The following is a 15,492-nucleotide window of genomic DNA, read 5'->3' on the forward strand; positions in this document are numbered from 1 at the left end:
GCAGGAACCGTGCCAGGTTGGCTTTGCTGGTTTTACAGGGTGTTAAGCGGGGAAGGCGCGTGTCATCGTCAGGCTGTTCGTCAGTTTTGACGATGACACGAAAGCAGGATGAGGAGCCGTGAAATTACAGGTCGTCCATGGTGTAGCCCACGACAATTTCCAGCGTCTTGCGAATCACATCCGCCTGGACAACGTCGTGGGTCGCTTCCAGCGTCTGAATGAGCCAGAGGATGATCGCTTTGTTGGACAGATGGCCTTCGGAGGCCAGAACACAGCGTACTGCAGTAGAAAAAATAGCGGACTCTTCAGCAAAACGATCGCCTGCATGACGGAAATATTCCGCCAGCGCACTGTCTAAAAAAGCAGAGTGGTATTCGGGTTGAAGCTGAATATTTTGTCTCATTTGTTCTCACCGTAGCTGTTAAATTGCAGTCAATGTATTTTTTTGGGGTCGGACGGTTTTCCACTTCCAAATAACGGCACTACATTGTCTCTGTTATCGTTGAGAGGTCCCTCTCTGTTCGTTCGTCCTTGCGCGGTTCTGCGACGTGTAAAGGCGATGCTGTTTGAGCCGATCTCGGCAATCACCACCGCTAGTGTCTCCCGCCGCCGGGGATCCTTTTCATGTTCTTTCATAACCCGCAGACGCTGCAGCAATCCTTCGGTTGTCACTGGCCCCCGCTCTTTCAGAAGAGAGAGAACGGCTTCACCGATAAGCGTGTCGATCAGTCGGTCTGCGTCACTGCTATTCATCACGTTATCGTTCGAAGAGCAGACCAAGCAGCATGTGGTAGTGCTCTTCCTCTTCCGGACCATCGGCCCTTTCGAGGCGGCTGAGCAGTTTGGTACAGAGCGATTTGCGATTCAGGTTTCGCCCGTCGCTGAGGATTTCGACAACCACCTGGCCCAGCGTCTCCTGCTGGGTGGGAAGCGCAGCCTTTTCGAAGTACTGTGCGATCGCTGCTGCGGAATCTGTGGCGTAACCTTTCTGCTGCATGTTTCGCTCCTGTAAAATTTTGTAATCACTAACGTTACAATTAAGGTATACACAATTCTTAAATCTGTACACTTAAAATGTACAGATTTTTAATATTTTTATGATATATTTTATAAATTGCTTTATTTTCAGATGGTTAATTAGTTGGTATGAACCGGTAATGTTACAGGATATATTGTACAAAAAGGTCTGGCACTGGTAAGTTGTACAGCGCAGAAAAATGTTTCACTAACTGCCGTAAATGATTGAGATGTAAATTATTTGTCAGGCAATGAATGTGCTATAAATGATACTTACCCACCTTTTTGTGGCCAAAACCCTAACCCCAGGAATCGCATGCTCACAACCATCATTTACCGCAGCCATATCTGCGAGGACGTTCCAGTGAAAGCGCTGGAAGCCATGGTCGCTGCAGCAAATAGTAAAAACCGGCAATCCAACGTCACGGGGATCCTGCTGTTTAACGGCACACATTTTTTTCAGCTGCTTGAAGGGCCAGTGGAACACGTCTCTGCTATCTATGAGCAGATCTGCAACGACCCGCGCCACCATAACGTGGTGGAGCTGATGCGCGATCACGGACCTGTCCGGCGTTTTGGCAACGTGGGCATGGAGCTTTTTGATTTGCGCCACTTCGACAGGGACGAAGTGCTGCAGCAGGTGCTCAACAGGGGGACGACGCGCTATCAGCTGACGTATAACGACCGCCCGCTGCAGTTTTTCCGCACCTTTGTCGAGGCCACGGAAAAAGCGAACTATTTTGAACTGCCGCCTGCGGATTCCTGGGAGTTCGTTCGCGAGGAAACGCGTTTGTCCGCGCAGCCCGAAGTGGTCGCGAAAGGGGCGGATTGCAGCTTTGCGTTCCAGCCGATAGTCGATCCGTTTATGCAGCAGGTCGTCTCCTGGGAGGCGCTTCTCCGCACGCCTGACGGCGGCGCTCCGGGAGATTACTTTGCTAATCTGCCGCATGACGAGGTGTATGCCTCTGATTTACACAGCAAGCAGGTGGCGCTCTCCATGGCCAGCGCGCTGGGGCTCCAGGACCAGACGTTATCCCTCAATCTGCGGCCCATGACGCTGGTCAATATTCCCAACGCCGTGGATTTCCTGCTCACCGCGATTGAAGCTAATGGGTTTGTCCCCGAGCAAATTGTGGTGGAGTTCACCGAGAGCGAAGCCATTTCCCGTTTTGATGACTTCACGGACTCGGTCAGGCAGTTAAAAAGCGCGGGTATCAGCGTGACGATCGATCACTTTGGCGCCGGTTTTGCCGGGCTACAGCTGCTGGCGCAGTTCCAGCCGGACAGAATTAAGATTAATCGCGATCTGGTCGCGAACGTGCATAAAAGTGGCCCCCGGCAGGCCATTATTCAGGCGATTATCAAATGCTGTTCCTCGCTTGAGATCCAGTTCTGCGCGGTAGGAGTAGAGAAGGCTGAAGAGTGGATGTGGCTGGAATCCGCCGGGATTTCCCAGTTCCAGGGTCATCTTTTTGCCAGCCCGCGACACGGCGGTATTCCCGCGATTGCGTGGCCGGAGAAAAAGTTCGACTTCTGATAAAGCTGTACACATTACGGCAGAGTTAACTGTACGAATGGTAATTTTTATACAACAATGTATTAACAGGTGAAGGGAGGAGTAGCCCATTCACCTGAGCAAAATGCGGTCTTAGTTATACAAATGGTGTGTACAATCTGATAAGGTTGGTGCAGTTAGGTATGGAAGTTCTGAGCGTGAGGGAGTTAATGGCCTATTACAGTATCGGCGAAGTGGCCGAACGATGCGGTATCAACCCCGTTACGCTGCGTGCCTGGCAGCGCCGTTATGGATTGTTGAAGCCGCAGCGCAGCGAAGGGGGGCATCGTCAGTTTGACGATGAAGATATCCTCCGCATAGAAGAGATCAAGCGCCTGATGAAAAGCGGCGTCTCGGTCGGAAAAGTCAAAGCCTTGCTGGAAAACAAAGAAGTATTGACTCAGGGCAACTGGGTCTCGTTCCAGGAAGAGATGATGACCGTTCTGCGTTACGCCAGCCCGGCAAAGCTGCGCGCCAAAATGGGCGAATTCCGCCGCGATCACGCGATAGATGCGCTGATCGACAATATCATTTCTCCCGTTCGTCAGCGCATGAATCAGGATCAAAACACCGTGCGTCACATGGCAAGCCTGTTTGACGGCGTCCTGATCGAATTCGCGATTGCAAGCCTGGCGGAATCCCGCAAAAAAACCGGTAAAGACGCGCTCCTGATTGGCTGGGAATGCGATGACCGCACCCACCTGTGGCTGGAAGCCGCGCGCTTGTCGCAGAAGGGCTGGCACATTGACGTCCTGGCGGAACCTATTGATTCGCCGCGCCCTGAACTGTTTCCTGGGCAAAAAATCTTCGTCTGGACGGGGAAATCCCCAACGCCTCGCCAGCAGGAACAGCTCGACCACTGGCGTGAACAGGGGTTTGCCGTCTCATTTCATCACTGATCGTCAGAGGCCCAGAGGGCCTTTTTTTGTTTTAGTCATTTTCTGAGCAAAAGCTATCTCAAAAATAGGCATTTCCGATGCATATTTTACTTTTCTCTTCCTCGTCATAAATGCCGCGATGAAATGCATTATTAATCAATGCATTGAACAAATACATCCATCCTGACTGCATCCTCTCACAGGGTCTATGCTTAATAAAAGTAGGCAAAAAGGGCGGTTTAGCCGAATGCCCCTGCTGACAGAGGGTTGAAGTGATAATCGTTATCACTAACATGGTGTTATGCCCTGATGGCTTATCAGATGAGGTGGACCTATGGAACTGCATTCAGAAACCTTTAATCCTGCCGATTTTGCCTGGCGCGGCTTAACGCTCACGCCAGCGGCGGCGGCACATATTCACGAGCTGGTGGCGAAAAAGCCCGAGATCCTCGGCGTACGTTTGGGCGTTAAACAGACCGGCTGCGCGGGTTTCGGCTACGTGCTCGATACCGTCACCGAGCCCGAGAAAGATGACCTGGTGTTCGAGACGGACGGCGCAAAACTTTACGTCGCGCTGCAGGCCATGCCGTTTATTGACGGTACCGAAGTGGACTACGTCCGCGAAGGCTTAAACCAGTTATTCAAATTTCATAACCCGAAAGCCCAGAACGAATGCGGCTGCGGCGAAAGCTTTGGGGTATAGGCGGTACTATGTCTCGTAATACTGAAGCAACGAGTGAAGTAAATACCTGGGGCGGTGGGCACCTCAACTATAAAGAGGGGTTCTTCACCCAGCTGCAGACCGATGAGCTGGCGAAAGGCATTAACGAAGATGTCGTGCGGGCGATCTCGGCGAAACGTAACGAACCCGAGTGGATGCTGGAGTTCCGCCTGAGCGCCTTCCGCGCCTGGCTGGAGATGGAAGAGCCGCACTGGCTGAAAGCGCACTACGACAAGCTGAACTATCAGGATTACAGCTACTACTCTGCGCCCTCCTGCGGCAGCTGTGATGATACCTGCGCCTCGCAGCCCGGCGCGGTCCAGCAAACCGGTGCGGAGAACAGTTTCCTCAGCAAAGAGGTGGAAGAAGCCTTTAACCAGCTTGGCGTGCCCGTGCGTGAGGGGAAAGAGGTGGCGGTGGACGCTATTTTCGACTCCGTCTCGGTGGCGACCACCTACCGCGAGAAGCTGGCAGAGCAGGGGATCATTTTCTGCTCCTTCGGCGAAGCGATTCACGATCATCCGGAACTGGTGAAAAAATACATTGGGACCGTGGTGCCTTCTAACGACAACTTCTTTGCGGCGCTCAACGCGGCGGTAGCCTCTGACGGCACCTTTATCTATGTGCCGAAAGGCGTGCGCTGCCCGATGGAGCTGTCCACCTATTTCCGCATCAATGCCGAAAAAACCGGCCAGTTCGAACGCACGATTCTGGTTGCGGATGAAGGCAGCTACGTCAGCTATATCGAAGGGTGCTCCGCCCCGGTCCGCGACAGCTACCAGCTGCACGCGGCGGTGGTGGAGGTCATCATCCACAAAGACGCCGAGGTGAAATATTCCACGGTGCAAAACTGGTTCCCGGGCGACGGCAATACCGGCGGTATCCTGAACTTCGTCACCAAGCGCGCGCTGTGCGAAGGCGAAAACAGCAAGATGTCGTGGACCCAGTCTGAAACCGGCTCTGCCATCACCTGGAAATACCCGAGCTGCATTCTGCGCGGGGATAACTCCATCGGCGAGTTTTACTCGGTGGCGCTGACCAGCGGCCATCAGCAGGCCGATACCGGCACCAAGATGATCCACATTGGTAAAAACACCAAATCAACCATCATCTCGAAAGGGATCTCTGCCGGGCATAGCCAGAACAGCTATCGCGGGCTGGTGAAAATCATGCCGACGGCCACCAATGCGAGAAACTTTACCCAGTGTGACTCGATGCTGATTGGCGCTGACTGCGGGGCGCATACCTTCCCGTACGTCGAGTGCCGTAACAACACGGCCCAGCTTGAGCACGAGGCGACGACGTCGCGGATTGGGGAAGATCAGCTCTTCTACTGCCTGCAGCGCGGGATCAGCGAAGAAGACGCCATCTCGATGATCGTTAACGGCTTCTGTAAGGACGTGTTCTCTGAACTGCCGCTGGAATTTGCCGTTGAAGCCCAGAAACTCCTCGCCATTAGTCTTGAACACAGCGTCGGTTAAGGAAAGCACATGTTAAGCATTAAAGATTTACAGGTTAGCGTAGAAGACAAAGCCATCCTGCGTGGCCTCAATTTTGACGTTAAGCCGGGTGAAGTCCACGCCATCATGGGGCCGAACGGCTCCGGGAAAAGTACGCTTTCTGCGACGCTGGCGGGGCGCGAAGATTACGAGGTAACCCACGGCTCGGTCGAGTTTAACGGTAAAGATCTGCTTGAGATGTCGCCGGAAGACCGCGCGGGAGAGGGCATCTTCATGGCCTTCCAGTACCCGGTCGAAATTCCTGGCGTCAGCAACCAGTTCTTCCTGCAGACGGCGCTGAATGCGGTGCGCAAGTATCGCGGCCTGGAGGCGCTGGACCGCTTTGACTTCCAGGACCTGATGGAAGAGAAGATCAAGCTGCTGAAAATGCCGGAAGACCTGCTGACCCGCTCGGTGAACGTTGGCTTTTCCGGCGGCGAGAAAAAGCGTAACGACATTCTGCAGATGGCGGTGCTGGAGCCCGAGCTGTGCATTCTGGATGAGACCGACTCCGGTCTGGATATCGACGCCCTGAAGATTGTCGCTGACGGGGTGAACTCCCTGCGCGACGGCAAGCGTTCGTTCATTATCGTTACCCATTACCAGCGCATTCTGGACTACATCAAGCCGGATTACGTTCACGTGCTTTACCAGGGGCGTATTGTGAAATCCGGTGATTTCACGCTGGTTAAACAACTGGAGGAGCAGGGCTATGGCTGGCTTACCGAACAGCAGTAATGCGCTCCAGCAGTGGCACCGGCTGTTTGAAGCCCAGGGCGGCACGCGCTCTGAGCAGGCGCAGCAGCATCTGCAGCAGATGCTGCGTCTCGGCCTGCCGACGCGTAAGCATGAGAACTGGAAATACACCCCGCTTGATGGCCTGCTGAACGCCGAGTTTGTGTCCCGTCTGGCGGATCTCACCCCGGCGCAGCGTGACGCGCTGGCCGTAAACGTGGACGCCGTGCGCCTGGTGTTTGTCGACGGTGAGTTTCGTGCGGATCTGAGCGACGCCCTTCAGGGGAGCGGATTTGAGATTGTGATAAACGACGATCGCCAGCCCCTGAGCGCCCCGGTTCAGCCTGAGGTGTTCCTGCACCTGACCGAGAGCCTGGCCCGCAGCGTGACGCATATCCACGTGAAGCGTAACCAGCGTCCGGCAAAACCGCTGCTGCTGATGCACATCACCCAGGGTCTGGACGGCGACGAAATCAACACCGCGCACTATCGCCACCATCTTGAGCTGGCGGAGGGAGCGGAGGCCACGGTAATCGAACATTACGTCAGCCTTAACGATGTCCGGCACTTTACCGGATCGCGTCTGACGATGAACGTTGCCGCCAATGCCCAGCTTCACCACGTCAAGCTGGCGTTTGAGAATGCGCAGAGCCACCACTTTGCCCATAACGACATTGTGCTGGATCAGGATGCCGCGGCGTACAGCCACAGTTTCCTGCTCGGCGGGTCGGTATTGCGCCACAACACCAGCACGCAGCTTAACGGTGAAAACACCACGCTGCGCATCAACAGCCTGGCGATGCCGGTTAAATCTGAAGTGTGCGACACGCGCACCTGGCTTGAGCACAACAAGGGCTACTGCAACAGCCGCCAGCTGCACAAAACTATCGTGAGTGATAAAGGCCGCGCGGTTTTTAACGGACTGATTAACGTGGCGCAGCACGCCATTAAAACCGACGGGCAGATGACCAACAACAATCTGCTGTTAGGTCGCCTGGCAGAGGTGGACACCAAACCGCAGCTGGAGATCTACGCCGACGACGTTAAGTGCAGCCACGGTGCGACGGTCGGGCGCATCGACGACGAGCAGATGTTCTACCTGCGTTCCCGCGGCATCGACCAGCAGGCGGCGCAGAAAATGATTATCTATGCGTTTGCCGCCGAACTGACGGAAGCGCTGAACGATGGTCAGTTGAAACAGCAGGTGCTGGCGCGTATCGGTCAGCGTCTGCCTGGAGGCGAAGCATGAGTTTTCCCGTCGAGAAAGTACGGGCAGATTTTCCGGTTCTGACCCGTGAAGTGAACGGTCTTCCTCTGGCCTATCTGGACAGCGCGGCCAGCGCGCAGAAGCCGAACCCGGTCGTGGATGCGGAAGCCGAGTTTTATCGCCACGGCTACGCCGCCGTGCATCGCGGTATTCATACCCTGAGCGCCGAGCGACCCAGCGTATGGAAAACGTGCGCACGCAAATTGCCGCCTTCCTCAATGCGAAATCGCCTGAAGAGCTGGTCTTCGTGCGCGGGACCACCGAAGGGATCAACCTTGTCGCTAACAGCTGGGGCAACGCGCAGGTCCACGCGGGGGATAACATCATCATCACCCAGATGGAGCACCACGCCAATATCGTGCCGTGGCAGATGCTCTGCGAGCGCGTTGGCGCGCAATTGCGGGTCATTCCGCTCAACGTTGACGGGACGCTGCAGCTCGACCAGCTCGACGCACTGCTGGATGATAAAACGCGGCTGGTGGCGGTCACCCAGGTCTCTAACGTGCTCGGGACTGAAAACCCGGTGGCAGAGATTATCGAAAAAGCCCACCAGGCTGGCGCGAAGGTGCTGATTGACGGCGCTCAGGCGGTGATGCACCACGCGGTTGACGTTCAGGCGCTGGACTGTGATTTCTACGTCTTTTCAGGCCACAAGCTCTATGGGCCGACCGGGATTGGCGTGCTGTACGTGAAAGAAGATATCCTGCAGGCGATGCCGCCGTGGGAAGGGGGCGGGTCGATGATCGCCACCGTCAGCCTGACGGAAGGCACCACCTACGCGCGCGCGCCGTGGCGTTTTGAGGCGGGTACGCCCAACACCGGTGGGATTATCGGGCTGGGGGCGGCGGTTTCCTACGTCTCCGCGATCGGCCTTGATAGCATCCAGGAGTACGAACAGCTGCTGATGCACTATGCGCTTGCCGAGCTTGCCAGCGTGCCGGATCTGACCCTCTACGGGCCTGCCGACCGGCAAGGGGTGATTGCGTTCAATCTCGGGAAACATCACGCCTATGACGTGGGCAGTTTCCTCGATAACTACGGCGTGGCGGTCCGTACCGGGCACCACTGCGCCATGCCGCTGATGGCGTTTTACCAGGTGCCGGCAATGTGCCGCGCGTCGCTGGTGATGTACAACACAACGGAAGAGGTCGACAGGCTGGTGGCGGGGCTTAAGCGTATTCACCAGCTGCTGGGCTAACGGAGAGGCAAAAGATGGCAGAACTGCCGGACAGAGACAAATTGCTGCGCAACTTTGGGCGTTGCGCAAACTGGGAAGAGAAGTACCTTTATATCATCGAGCTGGGGCAGCGTCTGCCGCCGCTCGGTGAAGAGGCGCATAACCCGGAAAATATTATTCAGGGCTGTCAGAGCCAGGTGTGGATTGTGATGGAACAGTCTGACGACGGCACGATAGCACTGCACGGCGACAGCGATGCGGCCATTGTAAAAGGGCTTATTGCCGTCGTCTTTATTCTCTATCACCAGATGTCGGCGCAGGATATTGTCGCGTTCGACGTCCGCCCGTGGTTTGAAAAAATGGCCCTCACACAACACCTCACCCCGTCTCGTTCCCAGGGACTGGAAGCGATGATTCGCGCGATTCGCGCCAAAGCTGCAATCCTTAGCTAGACTTACAGAACAGCATTCATTCTGTTTCGCGAGGTGGTTCCCGCCTCGCTGGTTTTTCAGCTTTCTGGCGTCCTGCCAGTGAATAAGGAATCTCAGCATGAAGCGCGCGTCTCTCATAACTCTATTACTCCTCAGTTCGCTCGGCGCACTTAATTCGGCCCGCGCGATGGACTATCCGTTGCCGCCCGCAGGCAGTCGCCTGATTGGGCAAAATCAAACCTACACGATACAGGAAGGGGATAATAAGCTGCAGACCATCGCCCGCCGGTTTAATACCGCGGCGCAGGTGATTCTGGAAACGAACAACACCATTGCGCCGGTCAACCCGGCGCCGGGAACCGTCATTACCATCCCGTCGCAGATGCTGCTGCCGGACACGCCGCGCGAGGGGATTGTGGTGAACCTCGCAGAGCTGCGGCTCTACTACTTCCCGCCGGGAGAAAACATCGTTCAGGTCTTCCCGCTCGGCATCGGACAGCTGGGGCTGGAAACACCGGTCACGACCACGCGCGTAAGCCAGAAAATCCCGAATCCCACCTGGACACCCACGCCGGGCATCAGAGCCCGCTCTCTTGAGCAGGGAATTAAATTACCGCCGGTGGTACCTGCCGGGCCAAATAACCCGCTGGGACGCTTCGCACTGCGTTTAGGCGTGGGCAACGGGGAATATCTCATCCACGGCACCAGCGCGCCGGACAGCGTCGGCCTGCGGGTCAGCTCCGGCTGTATGCGGATGAACGCCCCGGACATTAAGGCCCTGTTCGAACAGGTGCGGGTTGGCACGCGGGTACAGATTATCAATGAACCCGTGAAGTTCTCCGTGGAGCCGGATGGTAAACGCTATATTGAAGTCCACCGCCCGCTGGCGCAGGCTGAGGGAGAAAACCCGCAGGTCTCGCCCATTACCCATTCCGCCGACTTTGCGACCTTTGTTTCTCAGGCGGGAAGCGATAAGACGCTGATTGAGAAAGCCCTGTCGCGCCGCGCCGGGATCCCGGTTATCGTGTCGTCAGGGAGCGGCCCGTCGGCCAGCAATAGCGTGTTATCGGTGCAGAACAGTCGGGTGTCCGCTGCGGTAGCGGAAGATGAAGGGGAGAAGGTGACGCAGTAGCCGTTTGACGCAGGCAAAAAAAATGGCGCACAATGTGCGCCATTTTATTAACAGGTACTATTACTTACGGTATTTAGTAGCCTGGTTGTCCAGACGCTGGTTAGCGCGAGCTGCGTCGTCTTTAGCAGCCTGAACGTCGGAACGGATTGCGTTCACGTCGTTGCTCAGCTGGTCAACTTTAGCGTTCAGAGTCTGAACGTCAGAAGACAGCTGATCGATTTTAGCGTTGCTGGAGCAACCAGCCAGCAGAGTAGAACCCAGGATTACCGCGCCCAGTACCAGTTTAGTACGATTCATTATTAATACCCTCTAGATTGAGTTAATCTCCATGTAGCGTTACAAGTATTACACAAAGTTTTTTGGGTTGAGAATATTTTTTTGATGGGAATACACCTATTTTTGATCGTTCGCTCAAAGAAGCATCGAATCGGCCCTTTTTGAGCAAAAAACTATGTAAAAAAAGGCATTTATCATCGGATTCATCTTAGATAATTCGCAATTAAATAGAAAAACCCGATTTGCAATTTGAATGACTTTGGCTAATGCCAGGAATAAAAAAAGCGCCCGGAGGGCGCTTTTTATCAAAATTAATTCGTTCGGGAATTATTACAGCACGTGAACAGATGCGGTATTGGTGGTTCCGCTTGGCACCAGCGCGCCAGAAACCATGACCACAACGTCACCTTTCTGTGCCAGACCACGATCAACCAGCTCCAGAGCCACTTCTTTACCCAGACGGTAGAAATCATCCGTAGACGCGATCTCTTTCACCAGGTGAGGGATCACGCCTTTGCTCAGCACCAGCTGACGAGCCGTGGTTTCGTTGGTGGTCAGCGCCAGGATAGTCGCATCCGGGAAGTATTTACGCACCGCGCGAGCAGATTTACCGCCCTGGGTGGCAACCACGATCAGCGGTGCTTCCAGCTTCTCAGCTGTTTCTACTGCACCACGGCATACCGCTTCGGTGATGCGCAGCTTGCGGCTGTCGTTGTTGTAGTCCAGACGGCTTTTCATTACGCGGTCGGTACGTTCGCAGATGGTGGCCATGATGGACACCGCTTCCAGCGGATATTTACCTTTTGCGGATTCGCCGGACAGCATAACGGCATCAGTACCGTCGAGGATGGCGTTAGCCACGTCGCCTGCTTCTGCGCGGGTTGGGCGTGGGTTTTTGATCATGGAGTCCAGCATCTGAGTTGCGGTGATAACCACTTTGCGCGCGCGAACACATTTCTCGATCATCATCTTCTGCGCGAAGATCACTTCTTCAACCGGGATTTCTACGCCCAGGTCGCCACGTGCAACCATGATGCCGTCAGACGCTTCGAGGATTTCGTCGAAGTTGTTCAGGCCTTCCTGGTTTTCAATTTTGGAGATGATCTGGATCTTCTCGCCGCCGTGCGCTTTCAGGTGCTCACGAATTTCAACCACGTCAGAACGCTTACGGATGAAGGAGGCCGCAACAAAGTCAACGCCTTGTTCGCAACCGAAGATCAGGTCCTGTTTGTCTTTTTCAGCCAGTGCTGGCAGTGCGATAGAAACGCCCGGCAGGTTAACGCCTTTGTTTTCGCCCAGGTCGCCGTTGTTCAGCACTTTACAGATAACCTTGTTGCCTTCGATAGCGGTGACTTCCATACCGATCAGACCATCGTCTACCAGCACGGTGTTACCGACGGACAGGTCGTTGGTGAAGCCTTCGTAGGTCACTGCAACGATTTCGCTGTTGCCAACAACGGATTTGTCGGTGGTGAAGGTGAAGGTCTGGCCCGCTTTCAGAGAGACGTCGTTACCGCCTTCCAGTTTGATGGTGCGGATTTCTGGACCTTTGGTATCCAGCAGGATCGCAGCTTTTTTACCGGTCTTGCTCATTACGTTGCGCAAGTTCTGGATACGCTGGCCGTGTTCTGCGTAGTCACCGTGGGAGAAGTTCAGACGCATCACGTTCATGCCGGCGTCCAGCATTTTGGTCAGCATCTCTTCAGATTCGGTTTTCGGGCCGATAGTACAAACAATTTTCGTCTTTTTCATGACAGTCTTAGTCTTTAAGTTGGGAAGGATATGGAAATCTCGCTCCGGGGGCGCACCGCCGCGGAGTCAAACCTGTGTTGCAAAAGAGTATATGACACGCACTAAGGATAGGAGACATCAAATGAGCGTGCAGAAGAAAGTGTGCCTGAGTGACAGCCCAACGAAGGAGAGGAGAAGTTGTACGTTGTTTTTTGTATTCCAAGCGCTGAAACCATTCACCAGGGATTAGGCGCGCATTATACGCTGATTTTAAGATAAAAGGAAAATGGAAACGGTGTTTCAGAAATAATCTGTGCAGTTTCACATAATATTGTTATCAAGGCGTTAAGCCATGATGACAACTTGTGGCGGCAGGTGATTGACCTGCCGCGTTTTGCTTATTTTTGCAGCGCCTGGCTGAGGTCGGCAATCAGGTCTTTCGGATCTTCAATCCCGACTGACAGACGGATCAGCTGCGGCACAATGCCGTTTGCCAGGCGTTGCTCAAGCGGAATCGAGGCGTGCGTCATGCTGTAAGGCTGGCTCACCAGACTTTCCACACCGCCGAGGCTTTCCGCGAGGGTGAACAGCTTCAGGTTGCGAATCACCTCGGTGGCGCGTTGCGCATCGCCTTTTACCACGACGGAAATCATGCCGCCGGGCAGGGCCATCTGCGTACGGGCAAGCTGATATTGCGGATGCGATTCCAGGCCGGGATAGAACACCTTTTCGACCAGAGGATGCTGCTCCAGCCATTGCGCAATCGCCAGCGCGTTGGTGCTGTGCTTTTCTACCCTCAAAGCAAGCGTGCGAATACCGCGCAGCGTCAGGAAGCTGCTGAACGGATCCAGTACGCCGCCTACCGCGTTTTGCAGATAGCCCAGCTTATCCGCCAGTTCCCTGTTGTCCCCGACAATCGCCAGCCCTGCCACCACGTCAGAGTGGCCGTTCAGGTATTTGGTGGCGGAGTGCACCACGATATCGAAACCCGACTCCAGCGGACGGTGGATCACCGGCGACGCGAAGGTGTTATCCACCACGCTGATGACGTTATGACGGCGGGCGATCGCCGCAATGGCCGCCAGATCCGCCAGCTTCAGCAGCGGGTTGGTTGGCGTTTCGACCCACACCATGCGGGTATCCGGGCGAATGGCGGCCTCGAGACAGGCTAAGTCGTCCGGTTTAACCCAGCTGACCTGCAGGCCGGTGCTGCGCTTGCGCACGTTTTCAATCAGGCGGTACGTCCCGCCGTAAACGTCATCAATGGCGACAATATGGCTGTCTTTATCCAGCAGTTCGAGCACCGTGGAGATGGCCGCCAGACCGGAGGCGAAGGCGTAGCCGCGCGTGCCGCCTTCCAGTTCGGCGATGGCGGTTTCCAGCGCATGGCGGGTAGGGTTGCCGCTGCGGGAATACTCATAGCCGGTATGCTCGCCGGGTGACGGTTGCGCAAACGTTGAGGTGGCGTATATCGGCGGCATGACGGCGCCGTGCTGGTCGTTGAACTCGCCGCTGTGTACGCTCAGGGTAGCCAGGTTTTTCATCATCGATTCCTTTATTGCTGAAGACGGTTGCGCCAGGCGGTCAGAACGTCGCTGCGCGTAATCAGACCGAGAAAACGGTCATTGTCATTAATCACGGCCACCAGACCGCGGTCGAAGATGGCGTTCAGGGCGCTTTCCGGGGCGTGTTTATCAAGAAACTCCACCTGACGCGTCATGGCTGCCGTCACCGGAAGCGCGAAGCGGTCGCCGTCGCCGCCGATGTGCCGCAGGAGATCCCACTCGTCGACAATGCCCACCACCTTGCCGTTCTCCAGCACCGGCAGCTGGGAGATGTCATACAGGCGCATGCGTGCCAGTACGGTGGAAAGCGTGTCGTCCGGGGCGGCGGTAACGGTGGCGCCTTCATCGTGGCGCAGGGCGATGTAGTCAGAGAGATCGCCGGCCTGAGGGCGCGTGATGAGCCCTTGCTGACGCATCCAGTCATCGTTGAACATCTTCGAGAGATACTTATTGCCGCTGTCGCAGGCGAAGGTCACCACGCGTTTCGGCGCGGTTTGCGCCTGGCAATATTTCAGCGCGGCCGCCAGCAGCGTGCCGCTGGAAGAGCCCGCCAGAATGCCTTCCGTTTTCAGCAGGTCGCGCGCGGTGGTGAAGGCTTCGCGGTCGGTAATGCGCCAGGCGCGATTCACCCCTTCAATGTGGGCCAGCGGCGGAATAAAGTCTTCGCCAATACCCTCAACCAGCCAGGAGCCCGCGTCGTGGTAGCGTCCGGTTTCTACCTGGTCGGCGAGAACCGATCCGGCCGGGTCTGCCAGGACGAACTCCGTGTGCGGAGAGTGCTCGGCGAACCACGCCTGCAGGCCGCCCAGCGTACCGCCTGAGCCGACGCCCACCACGATGGCGTCGATCCGCCCGTCAAGCTGCTCGTACAGTTCCGGTGCCGTGGTGGTGCGGTGCGCCAGCGGGTTGGCCTCGTTATTGAACTGGTCGATGTAAAACGCGCCGGGCAGCTCGTTGGCCAGGCGCTGGGCGTAATCCTGGTAGTAGGCAGGGTGGCCCTTGTTAACGTCGGAGCGGGTCAGCACCACCTGGGCACCCAGCGCGCGCAGGTGGAAAATCTTCTCGCGGCTCATTTTGTCCGGCACCACCAGGATCAGCGAGTAGCCTTTCTGGGCGGCAATCAGGGCCAGGCCGAGACCGGTATTCCCCGCCGTCGCCTCAATAATCGTGCCGCCCGGCTGCAGCTGGCCGGTACGCTCCGCTTCGTTAATCATCGACAGCGCAACGCGATCCTTAATTGAGCCGCCCGGATTCTGGTTTTCCAGCTTCAGGAACAGCGAGCAGGGACCGGTATCAAGCTTGTGCAGCTGGATAAGCGGGGTACGGCCAATCAGTTCGGTGACGGAATGGTAAATCGTCATGATGTTTTCCTTTCTGGATGTCATGACGGGATGATAGAGCGGCGAAATTTTCGCAATAAAGAACCATTCACTGCTCTTTAGAACAGAAAAGAATATAAATGCCATTTTTGGATGTCAGGACAGCAAGACGTAAAGTTGTCTGGATGT

General features: G+C 55.7%; 16 protein-coding genes and 1 pseudogene. 9 read left to right on the forward strand and 8 right to left on the reverse strand.

Features of this window, described 5'->3' with window-relative positions; genetic code table 11:
• Positions 1-124: 124 nt before the first annotated feature.
• Genes ACZ6J2_RS00690 through ycgZ form a run of 3 tightly spaced genes read right to left on the reverse strand, consistent with a single transcriptional unit; the run spans position 125 to position 997 of the window.
• Positions 125-403 carry a biofilm/acid-resistance regulator YmgB/AriR gene (locus ACZ6J2_RS00690; protein WP_048977426.1) on the reverse strand — a complete coding sequence of 93 codons (279 nt, stop codon included), beginning with the start codon at positions 401-403 and terminating at the stop codon, positions 125-127.
• Positions 404-432: 29 nt separating this feature from the next.
• Positions 433-753: a hypothetical protein gene (locus ACZ6J2_RS00695; RefSeq protein ID WP_033145299.1), complete on the reverse strand. Its 321-nt coding sequence runs from the start codon at positions 751-753 to the stop codon at positions 433-435.
• Positions 754-757: 4 nt separating this feature from the next.
• The gene (gene ycgZ, locus ACZ6J2_RS00700; protein WP_029739771.1) at positions 758-997 is read right to left on the reverse strand and encodes a regulatory protein YcgZ; all 240 of its coding nucleotides are present in this window, start codon (positions 995-997) and stop codon (positions 758-760) included.
• 336 nt (positions 998-1,333) lie between these two features.
• Here ycgZ and ACZ6J2_RS00705 point away from each other — a divergent pair, with 336 nt between their 5' ends.
• The 9 genes and pseudogenes from ACZ6J2_RS00705 to ldtE all read left to right on the forward strand — a co-directional run bounded on the left by ACZ6J2_RS00705 (position 1,334) and on the right by ldtE (position 10,412).
• Positions 1,334-2,554, forward strand: coding sequence for a diguanylate phosphodiesterase (locus tag ACZ6J2_RS00705; protein ID WP_181594939.1), 1,221 nt, complete (start codon positions 1,334-1,336; stop codon positions 2,552-2,554).
• 188 nt (positions 2,555-2,742) lie between these two features.
• On the forward strand, positions 2,743-3,471 hold the full coding sequence (locus tag ACZ6J2_RS00710) for a MerR family transcriptional regulator (RefSeq protein WP_336668173.1): 729 nt from the start codon (positions 2,743-2,745) through the stop codon (positions 3,469-3,471).
• A gap of 313 nt (positions 3,472-3,784) precedes the next feature.
• Positions 3,785-4,153, forward strand: a complete 369-nt coding sequence (sufA, locus tag ACZ6J2_RS00715) for a Fe-S cluster assembly scaffold SufA (RefSeq protein WP_008500631.1) — start codon at positions 3,785-3,787, stop codon at positions 4,151-4,153.
• Between the two features lie 8 nt (positions 4,154-4,161).
• Positions 4,162-5,652 carry a Fe-S cluster assembly protein SufB gene (gene sufB / locus ACZ6J2_RS00720; protein WP_023335409.1) on the forward strand — a complete coding sequence of 497 codons (1,491 nt, stop codon included), beginning with the start codon at positions 4,162-4,164 and terminating at the stop codon, positions 5,650-5,652.
• Between the two features lie 9 nt (positions 5,653-5,661).
• Positions 5,662-6,408 (forward strand): Fe-S cluster assembly ATPase SufC, encoded by a 747-nt coding sequence (sufC, locus tag ACZ6J2_RS00725; protein WP_014831592.1) that lies wholly within the window; start codon positions 5,662-5,664, stop codon positions 6,406-6,408.
• Entirely contained in the window at positions 6,383-7,654 is a 1,272-nt protein-coding gene (sufD, locus tag ACZ6J2_RS00730; RefSeq protein WP_471724505.1) for a Fe-S cluster assembly protein SufD, read from the forward strand. The genes sufC and sufD overlap by 26 nt, the downstream gene beginning before the upstream one ends.
• Positions 7,651-8,870: pseudogene (gene sufS, locus ACZ6J2_RS00735) on the forward strand (cysteine desulfurase SufS). The gene sufD and the pseudogene sufS overlap by 4 nt, the downstream one beginning before the upstream one ends.
• A gap of 14 nt (positions 8,871-8,884) precedes the next feature.
• A complete protein-coding gene (gene sufE, locus ACZ6J2_RS00740; RefSeq protein ID WP_063438351.1) occupies positions 8,885-9,301 on the forward strand; it encodes a cysteine desulfuration protein SufE in 417 nt (138 codons plus the stop codon).
• 97 nt (positions 9,302-9,398) lie between these two features.
• Positions 9,399-10,412 carry a L,D-transpeptidase LdtE gene (gene ldtE, locus ACZ6J2_RS00745; protein WP_202769960.1) on the forward strand — a complete coding sequence of 338 codons (1,014 nt, stop codon included), beginning with the start codon at positions 9,399-9,401 and terminating at the stop codon, positions 10,410-10,412.
• Positions 10,413-10,472: 60 nt separating this feature from the next.
• On the opposite strand, the gene lpp is transcribed toward ldtE, so the two are convergent.
• The 5 genes from lpp to ACZ6J2_RS00770 all read right to left on the reverse strand — a co-directional run bounded on the left by lpp (position 10,473) and on the right by ACZ6J2_RS00770 (position 15,345).
• Positions 10,473-10,709, reverse strand: coding sequence for a murein lipoprotein Lpp (gene lpp, locus ACZ6J2_RS00750; RefSeq protein ID WP_010430241.1), 237 nt, complete (start codon positions 10,707-10,709; stop codon positions 10,473-10,475).
• A gap of 309 nt (positions 10,710-11,018) precedes the next feature.
• Positions 11,019-12,440, reverse strand: coding sequence for a pyruvate kinase PykF (pykF, locus tag ACZ6J2_RS00755; RefSeq protein WP_029739779.1), 1,422 nt, complete (start codon positions 12,438-12,440; stop codon positions 11,019-11,021).
• 7 nt (positions 12,441-12,447) lie between these two features.
• Positions 12,448-12,744 carry a protein YnhH gene (ynhH, locus tag ACZ6J2_RS00760; protein ID WP_418921897.1) on the reverse strand — a complete coding sequence of 99 codons (297 nt, stop codon included), beginning with the start codon at positions 12,742-12,744 and terminating at the stop codon, positions 12,448-12,450.
• Between the two features lie 73 nt (positions 12,745-12,817).
• A complete protein-coding gene (locus tag ACZ6J2_RS00765; protein WP_471725044.1) occupies positions 12,818-13,963 on the reverse strand; it encodes a trans-sulfuration enzyme family protein in 1,146 nt (381 codons plus the stop codon).
• An 11-nt stretch (positions 13,964-13,974) separates the two neighbouring features.
• Entirely contained in the window at positions 13,975-15,345 is a 1,371-nt protein-coding gene (locus tag ACZ6J2_RS00770) for a pyridoxal-phosphate dependent enzyme (RefSeq protein ID WP_471724506.1), read from the reverse strand.
• Positions 15,346-15,492 lie beyond the last annotated feature (147 nt).

The organism is Enterobacter sp. E14S (assembly GCF_055666685.1).

Excerpts from the sequence above, each read along its gene's own strand:
- ACZ6J2_RS00705 (WP_181594939.1), top strand. The coding sequence starts at position 1,334 with ATGCTCACAACCATCATTTACCGCAGCCATATCTGCGAGGACGTTCCA.
- sufB (WP_023335409.1), top strand. The coding sequence starts at position 4,162 with ATGTCTCGTAATACTGAAGCAACGAGTGAAGTAAATACCTGGGGCGGT.
- ldtE (WP_202769960.1), top strand. The coding sequence starts at position 9,399 with ATGAAGCGCGCGTCTCTCATAACTCTATTACTCCTCAGTTCGCTCGGC.
- ACZ6J2_RS00695 (WP_033145299.1), bottom strand. The coding sequence starts at position 753 with ATGAATAGCAGTGACGCAGACCGACTGATCGACACGCTTATCGGTGAA.
- ACZ6J2_RS00710 (WP_336668173.1), top strand. The coding sequence starts at position 2,743 with ATGGCCTATTACAGTATCGGCGAAGTGGCCGAACGATGCGGTATCAAC.
- lpp (WP_010430241.1), bottom strand. The coding sequence starts at position 10,709 with ATGAATCGTACTAAACTGGTACTGGGCGCGGTAATCCTGGGTTCTACT.
- sufC (WP_014831592.1), top strand. The coding sequence starts at position 5,662 with ATGTTAAGCATTAAAGATTTACAGGTTAGCGTAGAAGACAAAGCCATC.
- ycgZ (WP_029739771.1), bottom strand. The coding sequence starts at position 997 with ATGCAGCAGAAAGGTTACGCCACAGATTCCGCAGCAGCGATCGCACAG.
- sufE (WP_063438351.1), top strand. The coding sequence starts at position 8,885 with ATGGCAGAACTGCCGGACAGAGACAAATTGCTGCGCAACTTTGGGCGT.
- sufA (WP_008500631.1), top strand. The coding sequence starts at position 3,785 with ATGGAACTGCATTCAGAAACCTTTAATCCTGCCGATTTTGCCTGGCGC.
- pykF (WP_029739779.1), bottom strand. The coding sequence starts at position 12,440 with ATGAAAAAGACGAAAATTGTTTGTACTATCGGCCCGAAAACCGAATCT.
- sufD (WP_471724505.1), top strand. The coding sequence starts at position 6,383 with ATGGCTGGCTTACCGAACAGCAGTAATGCGCTCCAGCAGTGGCACCGG.
- ACZ6J2_RS00770 (WP_471724506.1), bottom strand. The coding sequence starts at position 15,345 with ATGACGATTTACCATTCCGTCACCGAACTGATTGGCCGTACCCCGCTT.
- ACZ6J2_RS00765 (WP_471725044.1), bottom strand. The coding sequence starts at position 13,963 with ATGAAAAACCTGGCTACCCTGAGCGTACACAGCGGCGAGTTCAACGAC.
- ACZ6J2_RS00690 (WP_048977426.1), bottom strand. The coding sequence starts at position 403 with ATGAGACAAAATATTCAGCTTCAACCCGAATACCACTCTGCTTTTTTA.